The sequence below is a fragment of the Gilliamella sp. B2923 genome, assembly GCF_026536565.1.
In the GTDB taxonomy this organism is placed as follows: Bacteria; Pseudomonadota; Gammaproteobacteria; order Enterobacterales; family Orbaceae; genus Gilliamella.
The window spans coordinates 554007-577514 of record NZ_JAFNNZ010000001.1; the positions used below are offsets into that span (position 1 = coordinate 554007).

Genomic DNA, 23508 nt, shown 5'->3' on the forward strand with positions numbered 1-23508 from the left:
AAAGGAAGACGTAACAATACGCTATTTCGCCACAAAATTTTCCTTTAAGACTTCATAAAATGCATTATCTGTTCGCTCATAACTTAAAGGCGTAATTGCAATAAAGCCGCCATTGGTGGCATCGAGCTCTTTACTTTCGTCAATAATTTGTTGATTACGTTTTGCTCTAAACCAAAAATAATCGTTTCCTTCAGGATCGGTTGTTGGCGCAACAATAAATTTGCTTACATCTGCTGCCCCTTGTTTGGTTATCTTCACGCCATTTATATTGTCAGCTTTACAAGCTGGAAAATTGATATTAAAGCAGATATTTTTAGGTGCCGATAACGCCAACAGTTGCCGAATAACTGATTCGGTATGATGTATTGCACAATCCCAATCGGTTGGCTGATTATCTTCGGTGGTTGATTGGCTTAATGCCATTGCCGGCACACCGAGTGTCATTGACATCATGGCGGCACCGACTGTGCCGGATAAAATGGTTTCAAACCCGACATTAGTGCCATTATTGATTCCCGACAAAACTAAATCGGGCAGATTGTCTACCATTAAATATTTAAGCGCATACAAAGCACAATCTGCGGGCGTACCATAAACGGCATACTCTCTATCACCCCGCTGAGCAACCCGAAAGGGTGATTTTAAGCTAACGGCACATGAAACACCGCTTTGATCAAGCGCCGGCGCAACTACCCAAACTTCATGGGCAATTTTTTCGGCAGCTTCTTTTAAAATATTAATGCCTTTGGCATCGATACCGTCATCGTTGACTAATAAAATACGATTTACTAATTTATTAAACATCTTCTTTCCTTTTAATTTCCTTGCAGTGTGAAGGTATTACACTGATTAATCAAACCACTATCAAATCCTCGTTTAAACCATGTATAACGTTGTTGCGATGTGCCGTGAGTAAAGCTATCAGGTACTACATAGCCGGTACTTTGTTGCTCAAGCCGATCATCGCCAATCGCTTGTGCTGTCTGTAATGCTTGCTCAATATCGCCTACTTCTAACAGATTTTGTTGTTTAATCGAATTACCCCATAAACCGGCATAACAATCGGCTTGTAGTTCAAGTTTAACTGATAATTGATTTCTGGTAATTTCAGATTGTGACTGCTTTAATTGTTCAACTTTATTAAAGGTACCAAGCAGATTTTGCACATGATGCCCAATTTCGTGAGCGATGACATAACCTTGAGCAAAGTCGCCACCACCGCCAAGACGCTGTTTCATCTCTTGATAAAAAGAGAGATCTAAATAGACGGTTTTATCTAAACTACAATAAAAAGGCCCCATTAAGGTTTGGCCGGCGCCACATGAAGTTTGGGTCGAGCCGGTATAAAGAACAAGTTTCGGTGGGATATACGTTTTACCTAAATGTTGAAACTCTTGTCGCCAATAATCTTCTGTACTGGCTAGAATAACCGATGTAAATTTTGCGGCATCGGGATCGGGTTGCATATATGCAGCTGAGGACTGTTGGTTGTCGTTAATATCAATGATACCGGAATTGAGTAAACCGGATAAATCGATGCCATAATAACCGGCAACGATAACAACCAAAAACAGTACGATTTTACCTTTACCTCCAATTGGGATATTAATTCCCGTTCCACTTCCTGACTGTGAGCGGCGATCTTCAATATTATCACTCTCTCTTTGGTCTCTCCAACGCATAGGGATTACCTCATCAGTTTAAGTGAAATCATTGTAAAGGATAACTAACAAGGATTCTACATTAAGATAATATTATTAAACGACGCAAGCTTAGAAAAGGGCGCAGTGAATGGCTAAAAATGACCGATAGTGACAACTAAATCTATCAATAACTTGCCGGGTTTGCACGATCATGACTGGCGAAATGGGGGAATAAGTGATATTTCACTTCTGTAAAAGCTTACCGCCACAAAACCAAAATTGCCCACTTTTTTGCTGTGCATGAATTTTACAAAATGGGATTAAGTCGCTATAATCAACGGCTAATTTCCCTTAAACGTCACGTTTTATCATTCGATAAATTATCGAATAGTGATGATAAAACCGTCGTTTTGCTAGTTATTTTCCTCTTTTTATTTTTGGGAATTTTCCCAATTTAATGTCTGAAAACACATGAACAATGTGAATTTATATTGTACTGGTTTGTATCATTAAGTAACCGATTCACCTTATTGCATAAATTTTCTTTTATTTGCATCAAAACAGGCGGTATTTATGAAAAGCATACGAAGTTCAAAAAATAAACCCTTAAATATTAACGATATTACCATTATTGACGACAGTAAATTAAAAAAAGCAATAACCGCTGCTGCGCTGGGTAACGCTATGGAGTGGTTTGATTTTGGTGTTTACGGCTTTTTGGCTTATGTTTTAGGTCAGGTGTTTTTTCCCGACGCTTCACCTAGCGTACAAGTTGTGGCTGCTTTAGCAACGTTTTCGGTACCGTTTTTGGTGCGCCCATTAGGCGGATTAGTCTTTGGTATTCTTGGTGATAAATTTGGTCGGCAAAAAGTCTTATCGGTCACAATCATCATTATGTCATTAAGTACTTTTTGTATTGGACTGATTCCTTCTTATGCTTCGATCGGTATTTTTGCGCCACTGTTACTACTTTTGGCGAAATTAGCACAAGGATTTTCAATTGGCGGTGAATATTCGGGGGCAGCTATCTTTGTTGCGGAATACTCGCCGGATCGCAAACGGGGTTTTATGGGAAGCTGGCTTGATTTTGGATCGATTGCCGGCTTCTTAGTTGGTGCAGGTTTAGTTGTACTGCTCTCCTCAATTATGGGTGATGCCAAATTTCAAGCGTGGGGCTGGCGCATTCCATTTTTATTTGCGCTGCCGCTTGGCTTAATTGGTCTCTATCTACGCCACGCCCTCGAAGAAACACCGGCGTTTCAACAGCATACCGATAAAATGGATAACAACGCTCAAAATCACATTGCCAATCCTCCAAAAATGACACTAAAAACAATCATTAAACAGTACTGGAAGAGTCTTTTAGTCTGTGTAGGATTAGTCATGGTGACAAATGTGACTTATTATATGCTTTTAACCTATATGCCGAGTTATTTATCGCACAATTTAAATTATCACACCGATCATGGGGTATTGATTATTATTGCTATCATGATAGGCATGCTATTTGTCCAACCGATGATTGGTTTAATCAGCGATAAAATTGGACGCAAACCTTTTATTGTCGGTGGAAGTTTAGGCTTACTTATATTGGCCTATCCGGCTTTTGCCATGATAAACAGTGATATCATCGGTCTTATCTTTTTGGGATTATTGATTTTAGCTGTGCTATTAAACTGTTTTACCGGGGTAATGGCTTCAATTTTGCCGGCCATTTTCCCTACCAGCATTCGTTACAGTGCACTGGCAATCGCATTTAATATTTCCGTACTTATCGCCGGGGCGACGCCAACTGTTGCCGCTTGGTTGGTTGAAGAAAGTGGCAACTTATATATGCCTGCTTACTATTTAATGGTGGTGGCTATTATTGGATTGATAACCGGATTAAAAATGAATGAAACGGCCAATCAACCCCTACGAGGCGCCACACCGGCGGCATCAGATCGCAGTGAGGCAAAAGCGATCTTATCTGACCACTTTGATTCCATTGAACAAAAAGTTGAAGATATTGATGAACAGATTGAAAACCTACAAGAGCAACGTCAGGATCTAGTTGATCAGCATCCTAAATTAGATTAGGGCGCATTAACCTTTTCCGTTAATAGTGAGTTATCTTAGCGGAAAAGTGACCTTTATCGGCTGCTGACAGGCTAAGCGCATTTTCCGGCTTTTGCTCTGAGCAGCCAATCTCGCCGACAAATAGAGATTGATTTGCTGGGCGTTATGCTTTTTTGTTACCGGCAAATAATTATTGCATTACTTTTTTTACTTATTCGGTTGAAAGCCGATATAATAGCGTGTTTTTTATCATTGGATTTGACATGCAAAAATCATCTACATCACCTAAATCATCACCTTTACATCATCGAAATAAGCATAATCATGGTTATGATTTTAAAACGCTGATCCAAAAATTGCCGGAATTTGCCCCTTTTGTCAAACCCAATCAATATGGCAATTTATCGATTGATTTTGCCGATCCGATAGCCGTTAAAATGCTAAATAAAGCGTTATTAATGCAATATTATCATTTAAGTTATTGGGATATTCCGGATCAATTCCTTTGCCCGCCGATCCCCGGTCGAGCCGATTATATTCACTATTTGGCGGATCTATTAGCTAGCGATAATGCTAACCATATTCCAACTGGTCATCAGGTGCATGTGCTCGATATTGGTACGGGTGCTAATGTCATTTATCCGATTATTGGCTGTGCGGAGTATGGTTGGTCGTTTGTGGCAAGTGATATTAATCCTACTGCGATTAAAGTGGCATCACTTATTGTCAAAGCTAATCCTATTCTAAACGGTGCAGTAGCGTGCCGATTGCAAAAAGACCGATCGGCGATGTTTAAGCAAATCATTAAACCGAACGAATTTTATCTATTAACGCTCTGTAACCCGCCATTCCATGCCTCGGCACAAGCAGCATTAGCTGCAACGCAACGCAAGCTTAAAAATTTAGGTAAACTTACCGATCCGAAGCAAAAAACGATACTTAATTTTGGTGGTCAACATGCTGAACTTTACTGCCAAGGTGGCGAAGCGGCTTTTATTACTAAAATGATTCAAGAAAGTGTGCACTATAAAAAACAGTGTTTATGGTTTACTTCTTTGGTATCCAAAAAAGAGTCATTGCCGATAATCAAAAAACATTTAAAGCAAGTTGGCGCAATTGATAGCAAAATTGTCCCTATGGCACAAGGTCAAAAAGTGAGTCGCTTTGTCGCATGGACTTTTTACACCCCAACAGAACGGCAGCAGCTTGTTAAGAAGTTTCAGAAATAACCTATGTTTTAGTATAAAAGTAACTGACTAGTGTATTAAGCGAAAAACACCGATTCTGTTATTTTCAAGATGAAATAAGGATACTTCATTTCAATTTTTAGGGTTTAATTTGTTGCCCATTTTTGTCAAGAAGTTTCAGAAAATATATACGTTTTAGTATAAAAATAACTGATTAGTGTATTAAGCGAGAAACGCAGAATCAGTTATTTTAAGATGAAATAAGGATACTTCATTCCAATTTTTAGCGTTTAACCAGTTGCCCATTTTTGTCAAGAAGTTTCAGAAAATATATACGTTTTAGTATAAAATAACTGCCAAGTATATTAAGCGAAAAACACCGATTCTGTTATTTTCAAAATGAAATAAGGATACTTCACTTCAATTTTTAGCGTTTAGTCTGTTGCTTATTTTTGTCAATAAGTTTCAGAAAATATATATGTTTAAGTATAAAAATAACTGATTAGTGTATTAAGCGAGAAACGCAGAATCAGTTATTTTAAGATGAAATAAGGATACTTCATTCCAATTTTTAGCGTTTAACCAGTTGCCCATTTCTGTCAAGAAGTTTCAGAAAATATATACGTTTAAGTATAAAAATAACTGATTAGTGTATTAAGCGAGAAACGCAGAATCAGTTATTTTTAAGATGAAGTAAGGATACTTCATTTCAACTTTTAGCGTTTAATATGTTGCTTATTTTTGTCAAGAAGTTTCAGAAAATATATATGTTTAAGTATAAAAATAACTGATTAGTGTATTAAGCGAGAAACGCAGAATCAGTTATTTTTAAGATGAAGTAAGGATACTTCATTCCAATTTTTAGCGTTTAACCAGTTGCCTATTTCTGTCAAGAAGTTTCAGAAAATATATACGTTTAAGTATAAAATAACTGACAAGTGTACTTAGCGTAAAACGCTAATTATGTCATCTTTTAAAATTAACTAAGGATATTTGCTCACCCATTTTTTGTGCTTTGTTACACCTTGATTTAAGCAAACAAAAGCTTATTGTTCTTTGAATTTTGACAGATAATCCCACACTAATTTTAAGGATTAAATATATGATTAATATAAAAATTTTGTGAAGTGTAAATTATGCTTGTTAACGCACAAAATAGCTTTGCTTTCATTATTAATGGTTATAATATAGACAACTATATTTGATGTGATATTGCAACTTAAAAGGATAAAAAAAATGAGTCAAAATACATCAGCCCTTATCGATCAGTTAAAACGTATTGTTGGTGAAAAACATACCTTAACCGAACCCGCTCGCACCTTACCCTATCGCAAAGGTATTCGTTTTGGTGAAGGCGATGCCATTGCCGTTGTGTTGCCCGGAACGCTAGTTGAACAATGGCAAGTTTTAAAAGCTTGTGTTCAAGCCGATGTCATTGTTATTACTCAATCAGCTAATACCGGTTTAACCGGTGGATCAACCCCGGATGGAAACGATTATGATAGACCGATAGTGATTGTCAGTACACGTCGTTTGGACGGTATTCAAGTAATTGAAAACGGTGAACAAGTGGTGTGCTTGCCTGGTAGTACTTTGTTCCGGTTAGAAAAAGAGTTAAAAAAATATCATCGGGGCCCGCATTCTGTTATTGGCTCATCTTGTATTGGTGCTTCGGTAATGGGCGGCGTGTGTAATAACTCCGGTGGCGCTTTAATTCAGCACGGTCCGGCCTATACGCAAATGGCTGTCTTTGCTCAATTGGATGAAAATGGCCAATTGCATTTGGTCAACCATTTAGGTATTAAATTGGGCGATGATCCGGAAACGATTTTACAAAATCTGCAAAATCATAACTACAGCGCTGATGATATTGAACATAATGCCGGCGCAGGACATGATCACGATTATCGAGAACATGTGCGCCAAATTGATGCCGATACTCCAGCTCGTTTTAATGCTGATCCGGCTCGTCATTACGAAGCCTCTGGTAGTGCAGGCCGATTAATGGTTTTCGCTGTGCGATTAGATACCTTCCCACTAGAAGACGATACCGCCGTCTTTTATATTGGCACCAACGACACCAATGAGCTTGATGATATTCGACGCCATATCTTAGGCAATTTTGAAAATTTACCGGTTTCAGGCGAGTATATTCATCGTGATGCCTTTGATATTGCCGCTGTCTACGGTAAACATATTTTTCTGGCGATACAAAAATTGGGTACCGATACTATTCCTCGCTTATACGCTTTTAAAAATTGGGTGGATCGTATCACCAGTAAAATTCCTTTCTTCCCGAATAATTTTACCGATCGCTTTGCTGTGACGGTTTGTAAAATTCTGCCTAATCATTTACCGAAATCGATTCGTGCTTATCGTGATAAATATGAACATCATTTGATATTAAAAATGTCAGATAACGGCATTGCTGAAGCCGCCGCTTTTTTACAACAATATTTCCAAAACAGAAACGGTAGTTATTTCACCTGTAATAAAAAAGAGGCCGAAGCTGCCATGCTTCATCGTTTTGCCACAGCCGGTGCAGCAACCATTTATCGAAATGTGCATACTAAAACGGTCGAAGATTTAGTTGCCTTAGATATCGCTTTGCGCCGTAATGATAAACAGTGGTTCGAAACCCTGCCGGAGAGTATCAGCCAACACTTTATCCATAAATTGTATTATGGTCATTTCTTCTGTTCAGTATTTCATCAAGACTATCTGGCGAAAAAAGGCACAGATTGCAATCAGATTGAACAAGAGATGTTAGCCATACTCGATCAGCGTGGAGCGCAGTATCCAGCTGAACATAATGTTGGTCATCTTTACCATGCAAATGATGATCTGAAAAACTTTTATCATCAGCTCGATCCTACCAATAGCTTTAATCCGGGTATTGGTAAAACCTCTAAAAAGAAAAACTGGCAATAAAATTAACCGCCTAATTAAACTTAATTAGGCGATAATTATTTGCAATCTGCTAATTTTAATCATCCTACCTTGATAAACGTTTAATCAAGGTAAAGTGTTTAAAGTAATTTTTTAAGTTGATATAAAACCTCTAAGGCTTGTTTAGGGGACAACGCATCCGGATCGATTTTTACCAGCGCTAGTTCAACTTCTGATGATTCCGGTTCGGTGACAAAAGAGAGTTGAGATTGATCAACATGACTATGCGCCGTTTGTTTGGAAATCATTTCTAACTCTTTCAACTTCTGCTTCGCTCGTTTTAATATCACTTTAGGCACGCCGGCTAATCCGGCAACCGCAAGACCAAAACTTTTACTGGCAGCGCCTTCGGACACTTCGTGAATAAAAGCGACGGTATTGTCATGTTCAATGGCATCAAAATGGATATTGTACACGCCTTGCATATGTTCCGGCAGTTGGGTTAACTCAAAGTAGTGGGTGGCAAATAGCGTCATGGATTTGATTTCGTTAGCCAGATTTTCAGCACATGCCCAAGCTAATGACAGACCATCATAGGTCGATGTGCCTCGTCCAATCTCATCCATTAACACTAAACTCTGCTTAGTTGCGTTGTGCATAATATTGGCGGTTTCGGTCATTTCAACCATAAACGTTGAACGTCCGGAGGCTAAATCATCTGACGCTCCAATACGGGTAAAAATTCGATCCACTGGCCCGATAACTGCTTTTGATGCCGGCACAAAACTACCAATATAAGTGAGCAGAACAATTAATGCTGCTTGTCGCATATAGGTACTTTTACCGCCCATATTCGGACCGGTAATAATTAATAGTCTTCTATCAGGTGATAGCGTTAGTGAGTTAGCTATAAAAGGATTTTGTATCACCTGCTCAATAACCACATGGCGACCCTGATTGATCTCAATTCCGGTTTTATCCGAAATCGTTGGACGATGATAATTGAGTGTTAACGCTCTTTCCGCTAAATTGGTTAGTACATCGAGTTCGGCCAACGCATCAGCGCTCATTTGCATATTGGCAAGATCGGGCATTAACTGATCAAAAAGCTGTTCATAAAGCTGTTTTTCCAGCGCTAAGGCACGCCCTTTTGAGGTTAATACTTTATCTTCATACTCTTTGAGTTCAGGAATAATATAGCGCTCAACATTTTTCAGTGTTTGCCGGCGAGTATAATGGATCGGCGCTAAGTGGCTTTGCCCTCGACTAATTTGGATATAGTAACCATGCACCGCATTAAATCCTACTTTTAGGGTATCAATGCCTAGCGTTTCACGTTCTCGAATCTCTAATTGTTCAAGATAGTTAGTTGCACCGTCAGCAAGCGCTCGTAACTCGTCGAGCTCTGCACTGTAACCACTGGCAATCACACCACCGTCCCGAATAATAACCGGCGGCGCATCGACAACTGCTCGATTTAATAAATCGGCAATTTGATCAAACTGATTAATTTTGGCGCGCAAAGCAACAACATAAGGTGAGCTATGATGAGACAGCAATGCTTGTAATTCTGGCAAAAGATTGTAAGCATCTCGCAAGCGAGCAAAGTCACGAGGGCGAGCAGTGCGCAAAGCCAGTCTAGCTAAAATACGTTCAAGATCGCCAATTTGCTTCAATACCGGTTGAATCTGATCAAAATCATCTTGCAATTGACTAATTGCAGTTTGGCGATTTTCTAAAATCGTGACATTACGAATAGGCGAATGAAGCCAACGCTTGAGCATCCGGCTACCCATTGGCGTTTGGGTTTTATCCAGAATGTCGGCAACAGTATGTTGGGTACCACCGGAAAGATTTTCAGTGATTTCAAGATTACGACGCGTTGCAGCATCAAGCACCACAAAATCAAGGGCAGACTCTTTAATAATAGAACGAATATGCGGCAGGGCAGTGCGTTGGGTATCTTTAACATATTGAAGTAAACAACCCGCCGCACAAAGGGCATAACAGCAATCATTAACGCCAAAACCGATCAAATCATTTGTACCAAACTGCAAATTGAGTTGCTGTTTAGCGGTCTCAAGATCAAAGTCCCAAATCGGACGACGCCTTAACCCCGTTCGATTTTCGATTAAAGACATGGTGGCGAAATCTTCCGGATAAAGTAACTCAACCGGACTTGTGCGCTGTAACTCCGCTTGCATCGCTTCAAGATTATCACATTCAAAAATAAAAAATCGCCCCGAACTAATATCCAGCGTGGCATAACCGTAATGCGCTTGTTTTTGCCAAATGGCAGCCAGCAGATTATCTTTGCGATCTTCAAGAAGCAATTCATCACTTACGGTGCCTGGCGTAACAATTCGCACAATTTTACGTTCAACCGGACCTTTCGACGTCGCCGGATCACCAATTTGCTCACAAATGGCAACCGACTCGCCGAGTGAAATAAGTTTAGCAAGATAACTTTCAACCGCATGATAAGGAACACCCGCCATAGGAATAGGCTGACCATTGGACGAACCACGTTTAGTCAACGAGATATCTAACAACTGCGAAGCACGCTTAGCATCATCATAAAACATCTCATAAAAATCACCCATTCGATAAAACAGCAAAATATCAGGATTTTCCGCTTTCAGTCTAAGGTATTGCCGCATCATTGGCGTGTGGTCGGTTAAATTTTCATTTTCATTCATGGCTTTATTTTTTATTTATGTTTATATTTCAATTTATTAGTTGTTTTTATTAGTCTCATTAAGTACCACTTGGACCCATAAAATATCGCTAATTCTTAATCATTAGTATAACTATTATGTATGTTATAATTCAGTTGTAAAATATTAATCACTATTCGTTTATTATAACTGATTATTAGTTCATAGCAGAGGGCTATTTTATGGCAGTAGTCAATTAATGATTTTAAAACATGAATTTAAAGAGAATAATATTAAATGTAAACGACTAAAAGCAATAACCAAAAAAAAGGTTATGGAGCGATTTAATATTAGTGATAAAGTAGCAAAAATATTGATATATTCCTTGATTTTCTCTATGGGGCGTGTTCGTTTAACGAGAAAAAGTGAAGTTTTTAAAGGGCTATCAAAGTACTATACTTATAGAGATATAGTAAGATTACTTAAAAAATGGAAAAAATATGTGAGACCAATTAAGGACTCACTCAATCAATTGGTTGATATTTACATCTCTAGAGCAACAAAAAGGCTAGATTGTGGTATTTCTATTCGTAATGCAGTTAAACATACCTATTTGATTAGAGATTCAAAAGTAACTATTAAGAGTAAAGGGAAAATATTAGCTCACATGATTCAGGGTATCGAAAGTAGAGCTATTTATGACACAATTTTGAATAATCCGAGTGTCTGCGGTTCAATAGAGCATGATGGATTAGTATCAAGTGAGCCTATTAAGTGGGTGCATCCTTATTTGAAGATTAAATTGAAACATGAAATAAAATATAGCTTATAGCATTATTTAACTCAAGATTAAGCCTAAATTAGTGATTAATTTTTATGCTTATGTGTACAAATAAAAAGAAATCTATATGTTATATCAAAGTAATATTCTTAACTGATTCATTAACCAGAAACATTATATTATGAAAAATTATAGCAACAACACATCAATTAATTTTTCTAGAGCAGGTGATATTTTCCATTATAGATGGGCTGTTAAACGCTGTCTCAAGCTTTTAGACTTCAATACCGACCTAATCCAAATAACGATTGAAGGCTCTAAAGAGTCTAAATTAGCTGGGGAGTGTGTTATAGATTTAGCTGAATATCGCCAATCTGATGATGGAAGCAAATCTGTAGAGTATTTTCAGTTAAAACACTCAACTGTAAGGGCAAGTGATAGTTTTAGTTTATCTGATTTAAGGGAAACTATAGAAGGCTTTGCAAAGCGTTTTATAGATCTAGAACAATCTGAAAGTAAATTCATCAGTATAAAGTTAACAATTCTAACGAATCGTTTAATTTCAGATTCCTTTAAGACGAATATTAAGAAGTTGGCTAACAGCGGAAAAGTACCTAAAAGTTTCATAGCTACTATCGAAAAATATACGAATCTCAAAGATGTTAAATTAAAACAGTTCTGTCAATGTTTAAGCCTAGATGATTCGGAAGGTAACTATGACGAGCAAAAATTTGATATTCATAAAGAACTATATAAATTAACTGTTTCAAGAAATATTCATGACCGTGAAAAACTGTTAGTGGCTAAAATTTGGGAAAAAATTGAACCAGGTAAATCTAATGTGATAAAACGAGAGGACATATTGGAAGCATTCGATGCTATTAGTATGGATGATTTTTTTCCTGCTCCTCCGTTATTTGAACCCATTGAAAACTATATTCCAAGAGAGCAACAAACTAACATTGTTAAATCAATAAAAGAAGCAATAACTCATACTATCATTACCGCAAGCGGGGGTGTTGGAAAATCAATATTAAGCAATAATATTTCTAAAGAATTTGACGAAACGTCAGTGGTTATTGCATATGACTGTTATGGAAATGGTAGTTATCGAAGAACTAGTGCGAAACGTCATGAGACTAAACATGCCTATACTCAAATAATAAATACTTTGGCTAAAGATGGATTGTGTGATCAGGTTATACCTACAAGAAATGAACCAGATGAATATTGGACAAAAATCTTTTTAGGTAGGCTTCGCGAAGCCTGTAACTTACTTAAGTCACAAGATTTGAATGCTCTTTTAGTCATAATTTTTGATGCGGCAGATAATGCTGAAATGGCTGCTGAAGAACAAGGTTCTACATGTTTTGTAAGCAGTCTTATAAGGGAAATTGTGCCTGAAAATTGTAGATTAGTATTTACTTGTCGACCTGAGAGATTAAGCCTTCTTGATCCTCCCAGCACAATTAATAGATTACAGTTGTCTACTTTTTCTGATGAAGAAACCTTGTCGAACCTACATACAAAGTTCCCTGAGGCAAGCCAAGAACAAGCGATTGAATTTAATCGGCTGACTGGTGGAAATCCTCGCGTTCAGGCTAATGCACTGTCACTGAAAGCATCTTCGTTAAGCGAATTGCTATTGTCTTTTGGTTCTCAAATAGTTACTGTTGAAGATTTGATTGAAAGACAATTAGAGCAATCGATCGAAAGAATAAAAGATGAATTTCCCAGAAACTATAGAAATAGTATAGATAATATTTGTACAGGACTTGCAGCACTACCACCATTTGTTCCAATAAGTGTTTTGGCAAGCGCCGCTAATGTATCAAAGGATTCTGTCACAAGCTTTATTGCTGATTTGGGGCGACCTTTATGGCAAATAGATGATATGGTTCAATTCAGGGATGAGCCAACCGAAAAGTGGTTTCAGGATAATTATTCTCCAACACCTGAAAAAATCTATTCTTTTATTCAAGCTATTAAACCATTGGCTCCACAATTCACTTATGTCTCAGAAGTGCTCCCCTTTTTATTGCTTAAAGCCAACCAGTTAGATGAACTTGTAGGACTGGCATTATCTGATGATTATCTGCCTTCGATCAGTAAATACGATGATAATTTGGTTAAAGTACAAAGATTACAATACGCTTTTAAGGCTGCACTTAAGGCGAATAAAATCTACGAAGCAATAAAATTGGCACTGCTAGCTGGTGAAGAAATTGCTGGCAATAAGCGTCAAATAAGTATATTGGCTCACAATATAGATTTAGTAGCAATTTTTTTGACAACAGAACGCATACAAGAGTTAGCGCATAGAAAAGTACTTAGAGGTAACTGGGAGGGTTCAGAAATGGTGTACGCTGCGTCATTATTGTCCACTATCCCTTTATTAAAAGGTGAAGCGCACAACTATTTTCGGTCTGCTCATCATTGGCTTTACCGCTACTTCCAAAAACGAGAAGAAGTTAAAGCTAAAGATGAACATGAACACTTCGATGAGAAGCTGGAAGATATCGAAATTTTAGAATTAGCCTTTACTTTATATCGAATGAATGGCTATAAAAAATGTGTTGATTTCCTTCTTTCATGGAAACCTCCCTGCTGTATCTACAGAGTTACATCTGACTTAATTGAAAGATTAATAGATATTGGTAATTTTGAAGACATTGAATTAATGGCCAGTTATGGAAAAGATAATCCAAGTTTTATCATAGCTATTACCTCGGAGTTAATGAAGGTAGGAAATACGCCCCCGAGGGGCTGTTTAATCCGTTGTCTTAACCAAATTATTCAACCTAAAGCTAGGTTAGATAAAGCGGGCGATGATATTCATAATACTGGATTTTCAAATGACGCTTATTTATCATTTTTTGAAGCCTGTGTTATTCATCGTTTGCCTATAGCGAATGTTAGAAGAGGATTAAATTATTACTATAACTCTCTTTCTCTTTATCGAATAACAAATGATCACCAATTTGGTAATGCAAGGGAGAGCTTTTTACGTTATTTGTCACTTCAAGCAGCATTGAAAAGCAATTTTAATCTTCGCCTTGATGATTTCATTCCCAATGATTGGCAAAACAAAAATGATACATACGAGGGAAGGCAAGAGCTCGAAAAATTAAAAGAGTTAGTTGGTAAGCTTTTGCCTTGGTATATGGTAAGAGCTAAAGTTTTATCCGGAATGAAAGTCGATTTAAAAGAAGAACATAAAAATGCGGAATTATTATCGTCAAAAGTAGGACATAGCTCATACCGTGAATATGATCCATTATCCTTTGAAATTACCAAGGCAAAATTCCAAAATATTTTATTTTGTACATCAGACTATTTGACCGAACTGAAATTATTTTCTGAAAAATATCAAAGTAATCATTTGAAGATATCTTTTCTTGATGATTTTTATTTTCTTCGAGTAAGTTGTCGAAGTGATAAGTTTTTTGATCTAAGCGATTTTATTGAAGAGGGTTGTCGTTCACGCTTAAATAATTACGACTACGATGAATCACCTGAAACACGCTCGGAAAATTTTATTAAATTATCTAGAGCAGTGCTTGCTGCGGGTAAAGATGATGCAGCGGTCTACTTTGATCAAGCACTAAGTAAAGCCTCTGAATTTGGTGAAGAAGGTATTATACGTTGGGAAGCCTTAACCTCAATTGCTAAACAAAGTTCACAGACTAATATAGGCAACCCCGAACTCTCCCATCGATATATGAGATGTGCAGAAATGATAGGAGATTCTGTCGCTCAAGAAAAATACTGGGATAGAAATGATGCGGTTTCAACCTGTTTCCAATTATCAGCAGAGTCAGCTTTTCCTATCCTACATCGTTGGAAAGATAGAGACGTTGGCTGGCATGGGAGGCAAATGAATGCTCTCGCATATAGTGCAATCGATTCAAAACTTGCTTCATCAAGTGTCTTGTGGTCATTGTCGGCATTTTCTTGGGAATATGGTCTAGAGGAGTTCTTGGAAAAGTGTATTGCAAATGAACCGAAAAAGGCAAACCAGCAACGAATGCTTAATCACTACATTCGTGATTTGAGAATAAGTGGATATTTTGGTGATGAATGGGTAAAACTTGAAGCGCTGGCTAATAAATATTCTCTTAACTGTTTACCTGAAAAAGAACTCAAGTACTTAAGAGTTAATGATAAGCAAGATAACTCAAGTTATTCAATAAACCATACAGGAGAAACTGAAAAGAAAACGTATCCTTGGAGTACGCTTTATGGGCAATTTGATTTATTAACTGATAATGGTTTTATGAATGCCTATCAATGTTTTGAAAATCAAGGTTATCCAAGAAACACGGATGAGTTTTGGAAAGGCTGCTTTCAGAAAGTCACCTCTAGGGGATTAGGTGCGTTCTTAAATATTATTGCTTATTCAGAAAAATTGGATTTTTGGAATATTAAATGGGCATTTGAACAAATACCTATCGATTGGAAAAACAAAGCTTCTGTTCAAAAACAATGGAATACTGCTATAAAACATATTGCTTCTCGATTTCCAAGTAGATTTACAGAGATATATGAAAGACAATATATATTAGAATCTTTTTTATTGAATGAAGCAACCAATGGAGCTATAGAAAATGGCGTTAATATAGGGCTTTCAAATTCGGTCGATATAGAATCACCTAGCGCTTTATTCAGTTTCGCACATTACAGTGCTAACAAGCTAACAGTGGAACAAGCTCAAAAAATGATTGATTTTGGGCTTGCAAGACTTGAATCATTTCTTGATGCTGATTATGCCGATGGTTGTTGGAATGAACATAAAAAATTACCAATCAGCCTTCCTCATGCAGTTATTTGTTATATATATGCAAATTTAGGTTCACCTCATGCAGAAGAACGGTGGAGAGCTATTCATGCAGTAACGAGATTATATGATCTTAATTGCCTAAATGAGGTCAATTTACTGTTAGATTGTTATACAAAAGGACTACCCCAGTCATACATCCCAACAAAATATGAATTTTATGATTTACATGCCAAATTGTATTTGCTTGTGGCTTTGACACGATGTGTTCATAAATCCCCTGTGTTATTAATGGGAAATAAGGACTTATTTTCAACAATAGCCATTAATAACGAACAAGGAATATTGTTTCAATATTATGCCAAACAAATATGTTTAATATTAAAAAGTTACTGTTCAGACATTTTTGATGATATTTTATGGGTAAAAATCACACAGGCATGTACAACTCCGTATCCAACTATAAATAGAGATAAGTATCGATATCATATTGATACTCCTTGGCATAAAGCAAATACTTTAGGTAAGTTGCCCAAAATTAACTTTGGTTATGATTTTGATAGATATTGGTTTAAACCATTAGGTCGAGTATTTGGTGTCTCAGGACAGCAGGTTGAAGATCTTGCAAAATATGTCTTACAGAATCGATGGCAGATGAGTGTTGAGTCATCATATATAACAGATTCAAGATCTGAACTTTGGAGACAAAGAAGAAACTTTAGAGATACATTTCATTCGCATTCAAGTTACCCTCAGATTGATAACTATGCTTTTTACATTTCTTATCATCTAATGCTTGAAGTCGCATCAATGTTATTAAGTTCAATGCCAGTTATTAAAAATGACGATTATGATATTGATTGTTGGGAGGATTGGCTAAGTGGTCATCTAATTCTCAATAAAAATGATACCCTACTAGCAGAACTTAGAGATCCTATGCCACTTGAAATGCCAAAATGGTTAAACATTAAAAACGATGAGAATTGGCAATGGCAGATTATTGAAACAGACTTTATTGACCAGTTAATTACTAATGATGATTTTTCTACCTGGCTAAAAGTTAGCGGAGGTTTTGATAATTATAAAAATTCAAAGAATGAACATATTTCATTTTCAAGTGTTTTAGTACCCAAGCATCTAAGTAAATCACTAATGTACACTATAGTAAATTTTGAAAATCATTTATATGAATGTTATTTAACTAATTTTTGCGATGACGATTATGACGATGAAAAGAGAAATGATTTTAAATGTGAAGCATGGTTGATGAAAGAAGGTGAAAACAATTATATTGAATCAAAAGATCCTTTTGTTGGCATAATATCTGCTCAGCCATATAAGTTAAAACAATTTATAGCGGAGCAAATCAAAGTCAAGCATAGCAAGAATTATAAAACCTATAGCTTGTTGTCTAATGATAGCCAATGCTTCAAAAATATGTACTGGAGTGAAGATAAGCCTAATAACTCGGAATCATACATCAGTTCTGGTCATTTGGCACTAGCATCACTCGATTTTTTAAAATTAGTTTGCAATGTTTTGAATGTCGATATAGCAATTCAAGTAAATATTAGTCGAACGCTTAAAGATACTTACAGAGTGAGGAAAAATGAAGATGAACTCGGATACATCCCTAGATACAGTAAAACCTTCATCTTGTCTGGAGATGGAAAACTTAGAGATACAAGAAAAAGTTATCAACTTAGGTAAAAAGCTGCTTTCTAACTTAAAAGACAACAATGCTGATGAAATTACAGCTTGGATGGTCAACTATATTGCAGAACTGATGATTAAAGCTGAGAGTGGCAATGAGGCTGATAAAACCAACTGTTTTAATACCATTCTAAAGCTTTGGGAGAATCGCAAGTTACTGCCAGATGGTACTCGACCATTTGAAAGTTTTGAGCCTATATTTCAAGCGCTAGAATCACTTAATCCTGAATCAGTCATACCTCGCTATTTTAAAAATTTATATGATGACGAAAGTGATAAAAAACTAGATGAGTCAGTGGGTTGGCTTGAATTGATCAAAAATCTTGACTCAGCTACAAGAACATTAATCACGTTTATGTTTGAACGAGCTATTGAAGATATAACAAATGAAGAAACAAAAGAATGGCTTGAAGCAGTTTCAGGTACTGTTAAGTCTATTGAGCTAGAAATCATTTTTAGCCATATTCATTCTAAAGAAACTAATGAAAAAAAAGAAAGAATGCAGAAATTAGAAAATAGGATTAATCAATTGAAGTTCTTTGAAGAATTATGCTTGCCTGTGAGAGAAAAATTAGATGAAGAGTTAAAAATCTTAAAGAAATCTTATGATATATGATCATTAAATGAATATTTTATTACAATATGCATAATGGTATTTTTATTAAACTAAGAAGGGGTTCTAATGTGTGACGAATCAAATGTTGAACTTCAAGAAAGTCACTATTTTCCAAAAGCAATTTATAAAAAATATAATTCACTAGCTAAAACGATTCGGGTATAGTTCTTGTTAAAGAGAATACTAAACGAAAATTATCAGTTCAGTTAAAACAATATTTGCTCTGTAAAACATGTGAGAATAGACTTAAGCGTGGAGAGGATTATTTTCTTGAAATATCGAATCTTAATAATAAAAAAAGCATCAAGAAAATATAGAAAAACTTTATAAAGTTATTTTAAATTCCAATCCTGAACTAAAAAAAGAAGATATCTCGGATGAAGAAATAACAAAAATAGCCTTTAAATATTCTGAAGCTTACAAACTATTAGATAAGACCCAACCTATTTTATTAAAGTCATTTGAGGAATTTTATAAAACGAATAATGATTTAAGTGCTAGCAATATGCTTGCTAATATAGATAACGACTTGTTACATTATTTTATTGTTAGCATTTTCTGGCGCTCATCATTTAAATGGAATGAAGCTAAAAAAATAGAATTCCCTGAAAAGGTTATTAAGGAAATGAAAGAATATCTTATAGTTCCACAGAAAAAACCACAATCTTTTCATATCATTATTATACCTATCTTTGATTTGTGCTATAGCTTGATGTTTGTAGTACCACTTAAAAATGAAAGTTGTATGTTTTTAATTAATAACTTTGTGTTTTATCTTGTAGTTGGTGATAATAAAGATAACTATATGACTTATAAAATACATAATGAACTAACTCGAGAATTAAAAAACTGTATAGTTGGGGCTTTTAAAAAAGCAAAAGTAAAGGGAAAAGAACCTATTGATATTACTTGGTAATCATTATCAAATTTAAAGTAACCGTATAAGTATTAATTAGCTAGTGTAACAAAAAATATAACAAACAATTTTAATTAAATAAAAATCATTAAAAATCAATTCAACCACACAAACGCATCATTGGCGTGTGGTCGGTTAAATTTTCTTGATCGATCATGGTGATATTTCAACTTTTATTTTCAATGAATTAAATAAAGATAATTATCGATTAACAATAGTGTAATTACGCTTCCTTTTAGTGATAACAATAACCAAAAGCCACTAAGCGCTATCATTCAATAGAGGCTAATTTGTGGTAGCTGGCATTTACAGGATTTTGGAGTAGCGAGTTATAGTGGAAATTGAATGTGGAGTGAATGGTAAAATTTTATTCCTATTTGGCATTAACTATATTGCATAGTGCTGTTCATACAATTTATTAAGCATAACTAAATAAATAGAAATTTTTTTAATGTCAAAATATCTGGTTAAAATTATTAAGATATTTATTCTTACATAAAATGATGTATAGTTAATACAACTTATGCCAATATCGCAAAACTTCATGTTTCTGCGCAGAAAATCCTTTATTTATTTTTAATTCATTTATATACGAAACCATATATCCCCCCTAATCCAAAAATCCACTTTAAAAATTTAGCATTAAATGAAAAAAACAACGGGGTGTGATTTCATACAATCGCTCAATCAAACGATTTCTAGTCTAAATGTTTGATTGATAATTAATTAAATTTGAAAGGAATTAATATGCGGATAGTTTTAGCGATTTTGTTAGTATTTTGTTTAAACGCTTGTCATGTTCGTACGGCTGATAAAGCTTACCAACAAGGGCAATATGTAGAAAGTATTAGTTTATTAACATCGAACATTAATGAAAAAGGTGAAGCAAAATTTAATGATGAAAGTGCCGAAAAGTTACGCGTTTTGGTTAGTAATGTAATGGCACATTACGAAACAATCATTAATAGTAGTGTGAGTACCGATTATCAAGCACGAATTGATAGTTATGAATCTTTAAGAAAAATTAATTTATTGTTAGTTAATCGATTTTATAGTCAAACCGTCGCTTTCTTTAACGATAAATATGCAGCGAGTAAATTAGATCAACTTATCGCTAAAGAGTATTACGATTATGGTAATTCGATAAAAGGTACCGATAGTGACAGTTACAAAATAAAAGCTAACCTATATTTAAAAGGGTCAGAACGGTATAAATACAAAGATATTTTTACTTTATATAAAAATGCTAAAAAGCAACAATTAGATATTGAAGCAAAACATCACTATGATTTAGGTAAAACGTTTTCGCAACAAGGAAATTATAATGAAGCATCCTTAGAATATCTTAAAGCTTGGGAGGTTTATAAGCCATTAGGCGAATATAAAGATAGTTATAAACTCTATGAGGATAATAAAAGAAAACATGTTACTGCGCTAGCAAAAGAGTACTATGAAAGAGCGTCGCTACTGGAAAAAACAGCCTATAAACGAGAGACTTATCGTGAAGCGGCTAAAAATTATGAGGCAGCCAATTTGGCATATCAACATTTTGGCCAATATCGTGATGCCAGTGCTAGAGCGAGTCGTTGTAAATTACAGGGACGTGTTAATGTGTATGTTAAAGATTCCGATTATCTTTATTGGGTAAAACAAGTTTTTAAAGAGGATTATATATACTTTGTTGATCGTAGTTCTCAAGCTAATGTCATCATAGATATTAATGCCACATCTGACTATATTCATATGAAACCGTATGAAACCAATGAAGCTAAAACAGAAAGGTACGTAGAGCGAATGACCGAAAAAACCGATGATAAAGGTAATAAGGTTAAAGTGCCGGTTTATAAAGAGCAACATTTCAATTTAAAGACCATAACCTATGCTAAGAAATATTCTATAACCACTCGAGTTGATATAAGTGGTGATATAAATTATTCCAGTCGATTTAGTAGTGAGGCAATTTCTACAAAAACCGATTATATCTATTCGGGAAATGTGCCAAGCAAATATCGTAACTCCTCTGAGGGTGAATCGAAATCTAAATCAACATTAAAATACGAAGCAGAGAGTGAACAAGGTGCGGATATTAGACAGTTTTTAAGTCGATTTGTTGACAGACTTTCTTCGATATAATCACTTCACAACAATTATTTTAAATACAATCCCATAAATTGAAGCTTGTGGGATTGTTGATTGTAATCGCCTAAGGGTAAGCAAAAGATCATTAAAGGCTCTTTCAAACGCTCTTAACTTATCAAATCTAATGGTGTTATGGTGATAATAACTGCCATTATCTTAACTTTCGCTTTTATCTGGTTGATTATGCGTGGCGAATATATCTTATATATAGCTTAAAGCATGACGGTTTAATCTTTTTATATCGTTGAATTGAGTGTCAGAGATTAATACCAATGTGAATTTGCAAAATTTAGCCAAACCATAAAAACATAAGTTTATGTAGATGTATATCACAAATTAGCCTGACTATCTCATAATCGGGTAGGGGATGTTAAGTTGTCTGATTATGATGAATTAAAATCGCGCAATTTCGTTAAGAATTATCATAGTTATTGTCCAATCCAATCGCAATCTTATCTAAAATATCAGTAACCTATATCGTATGATTATTAAGATAATTTTCTGTTTAATTTATTCTTACCAATTATTCTGAATCAGCTTGAATAAACCTTAAAAATTTGGTAGTTTAACTGCTAATTATTTTATCATTTAACACAAATAAAGAAGGTAATTGTTATGACAATCAAAGTAGGTATTAATGGTTTTGGCCGTATTGGTCGTATTGTATTCCGTGCTGCACAACAACGTTCTGACATCGAAATCGTTGCTATCAATGATTTATTAGACGTTGAGTACATGGCTTATATGCTTAAATATGATTCAACTCACGGTCGTTTTGACGGTACAGTTGAAGTTAAAGATGGCAAATTAGTCGTTAACGGTAAAACAATCCGTGTTACTGCTGAAAGAGATCCTGCAAATTTAAAATGGAACGAAGTTGGTGTTGATGTTGTTGCTGAAGCTACAGGTTTATTCCTTGATGACGCAACTGCACGTAAACACATTCAAGCTGGTGCTAAAAAAGTTGTTTTAACTGGTCCTTCAAAAGATAGTACCCCAATGTTTGTAATGGGTGTTAATGATAAAGATTACGCTGGTCAAGATATCGTATCTAACGCTTCATGTACAACTAACTGTTTAGCGCCTTTAGCTAAAGTTATCAACGATAACTTCGGTATTGTTGAAGGTTTAATGACAACTGTTCACGCAACAACAGCTACTCAAAAAACTGTTGACGGTCCTTCTCACAAAGATTGGCGTGGTGGTCGTGGTGCTGCTCAAAACATCATCCCTTCATCAACTGGTGCGGCTAAAGCTGTAGGTAAAGTTATCCCTGAATTAAACGGTAAATTAACGGGTATGGCTTTCCGTGTACCAACTCCAGACGTTTCAGTTGTTGACTTAACAGCTCGTTTAGCTAAACCTGCTAAATACGAAGATATCTGTAAAGTGATTAAAGCCGCTTCTGAAGGCCCAATGAAAGGCGTTCTTGGTTACACTGAAGATGCCGTTGTATCAACTGACTTCTTAGGTGAAGTTTGTACTTCTGTATTTGATGCAACTGCTGGTATCCAAATCAGCGATACTTTCGTTAAACTTGTTGCATGGTATGACAACGAAGTTGGCTACTCAAACAAAGTATTAGATTTAATTGCTGTTGTTGCTAAATAATTAACAGTAATTTAGATTATTAAAAAAAGTGACCTTTATGGTCGCTTTTTTTATTTCTGATAAATAAGTAATTTATCGGCATAAAAAAACGTCCATTTGAGTAAAATGGACGTTTTTTGCTTAGTATATTAATACTAATTAGATAACAACAACTTCAGCCGCTGCTGGTCCTCGAGGGCTATCTTGGATCGCAAATTCGACTTGTTGTCCTTCGGCTAAGGTTTTAAATCCATCGCCAGAGATAGCTGAGAAGTGAACAAATACGTCTTTGCTACCATCGGCTGGGGTAATAAAACCGAAACCTTTACTTTCGTTAAACCATTTTACTTGGCCTGTTTTCTTATTCATTTACTAGACATCCTAACAATAATTAATAATTTGCCTTTTCGGCTCGTGTAGGCTGTAACACAAGATTAATAGTCAAATTCTTACCTAAAATAATGTACAAAATGTAAATTACAGTAGTTAATCGTTTTCATAATAATGCTTTGTGTTGTTCGCCCATTACTATTACCGCATAA

13 protein-coding genes are annotated in these 23508 nt (G+C 35.6%); 9 read left to right on the forward strand and 4 right to left on the reverse strand.

Going from position 1 to position 23508, the window contains the following annotated elements; translation table 11 throughout:
* Nucleotides 1-21: 21 nt before the first annotated feature.
* Complete coding sequence (gene surE, locus J3U42_RS02415) at nucleotides 22-804, reverse strand: 5'/3'-nucleotidase SurE (RefSeq protein ID WP_267335314.1); 783 nt, start codon at nucleotides 802-804, stop codon at nucleotides 22-24.
* Between the two features lie 11 nt (nucleotides 805-815).
* Nucleotides 816-1682 carry a neutral zinc metallopeptidase gene (locus J3U42_RS02420; protein WP_267335316.1) on the reverse strand — a complete coding sequence of 289 codons (867 nt, stop codon included), beginning with the start codon at nucleotides 1680-1682 and terminating at the stop codon, nucleotides 816-818.
* 534 nt (nucleotides 1683-2216) lie between these two features.
* Between J3U42_RS02420 and proP the strand changes: the two genes are divergently transcribed.
* The 3 genes from proP to dld all read left to right on the forward strand — a co-directional run bounded on the left by proP (nucleotide 2217) and on the right by dld (nucleotide 7819).
* Nucleotides 2217-3722 (forward strand): glycine betaine/L-proline transporter ProP, encoded by a 1506-nt coding sequence (gene proP / locus J3U42_RS02425; RefSeq protein ID WP_267335318.1) that lies wholly within the window; start codon nucleotides 2217-2219, stop codon nucleotides 3720-3722.
* 242 nt (nucleotides 3723-3964) lie between these two features.
* A complete protein-coding gene (gene rlmF, locus J3U42_RS02430) occupies nucleotides 3965-4930 on the forward strand; it encodes a 23S rRNA (adenine(1618)-N(6))-methyltransferase RlmF (RefSeq protein ID WP_267335320.1) in 966 nt (321 codons plus the stop codon).
* 1194 nt (nucleotides 4931-6124) lie between these two features.
* Nucleotides 6125-7819: a D-lactate dehydrogenase gene (gene dld, locus J3U42_RS02435; RefSeq protein WP_267335322.1), complete on the forward strand. Its 1695-nt coding sequence runs from the start codon at nucleotides 6125-6127 to the stop codon at nucleotides 7817-7819.
* Between the two features lie 98 nt (nucleotides 7820-7917).
* On the opposite strand, the gene mutS is transcribed toward dld, so the two are convergent.
* The gene (gene mutS / locus J3U42_RS02440) at nucleotides 7918-10476 is read right to left on the reverse strand and encodes a DNA mismatch repair protein MutS (RefSeq protein WP_267335324.1); all 2559 of its coding nucleotides are present in this window, start codon (nucleotides 10474-10476) and stop codon (nucleotides 7918-7920) included.
* Nucleotides 10477-10693: 217 nt separating this feature from the next.
* On the opposite strand from mutS, the gene J3U42_RS02445 reads away from it, so the two are divergent.
* From J3U42_RS02445 to gapA, 6 genes are all read left to right on the forward strand, one after another.
* Entirely contained in the window at nucleotides 10694-11266 is a 573-nt protein-coding gene (locus J3U42_RS02445) for a hypothetical protein (RefSeq protein ID WP_267335326.1), read from the forward strand.
* A 130-nt stretch (nucleotides 11267-11396) separates the two neighbouring features.
* Nucleotides 11397-17702, forward strand: a complete 6306-nt coding sequence (locus tag J3U42_RS02450) for a hypothetical protein (protein WP_267335328.1) — start codon at nucleotides 11397-11399, stop codon at nucleotides 17700-17702.
* A complete protein-coding gene (locus J3U42_RS02455) occupies nucleotides 17659-18321 on the forward strand; it encodes a hypothetical protein (protein WP_267335330.1) in 663 nt (220 codons plus the stop codon). Before J3U42_RS02450 ends, J3U42_RS02455 begins: the two co-directional genes overlap by 44 nt.
* A 505-nt stretch (nucleotides 18322-18826) precedes the next feature.
* A complete protein-coding gene (locus J3U42_RS02460; RefSeq protein WP_267335332.1) occupies nucleotides 18827-19237 on the forward strand; it encodes a hypothetical protein in 411 nt (136 codons plus the stop codon).
* A gap of 747 nt (nucleotides 19238-19984) precedes the next feature.
* Nucleotides 19985-21370, forward strand: coding sequence for a hypothetical protein (locus J3U42_RS02465; protein ID WP_220217715.1), 1386 nt, complete (start codon nucleotides 19985-19987; stop codon nucleotides 21368-21370).
* A 621-nt stretch (nucleotides 21371-21991) separates the two neighbouring features.
* Complete coding sequence (gene gapA, locus J3U42_RS02470; RefSeq protein ID WP_220217714.1) at nucleotides 21992-22987, forward strand: glyceraldehyde-3-phosphate dehydrogenase; 996 nt, start codon at nucleotides 21992-21994, stop codon at nucleotides 22985-22987.
* A 138-nt stretch (nucleotides 22988-23125) separates the two neighbouring features.
* Here gapA and J3U42_RS02475 read toward each other — a convergent pair whose 3' ends face one another.
* Nucleotides 23126-23335 (reverse strand): cold shock domain-containing protein, encoded by a 210-nt coding sequence (locus J3U42_RS02475; RefSeq protein WP_025315032.1) that lies wholly within the window; start codon nucleotides 23333-23335, stop codon nucleotides 23126-23128.
* Nucleotides 23336-23508: the final 173 nt, after the last annotated feature.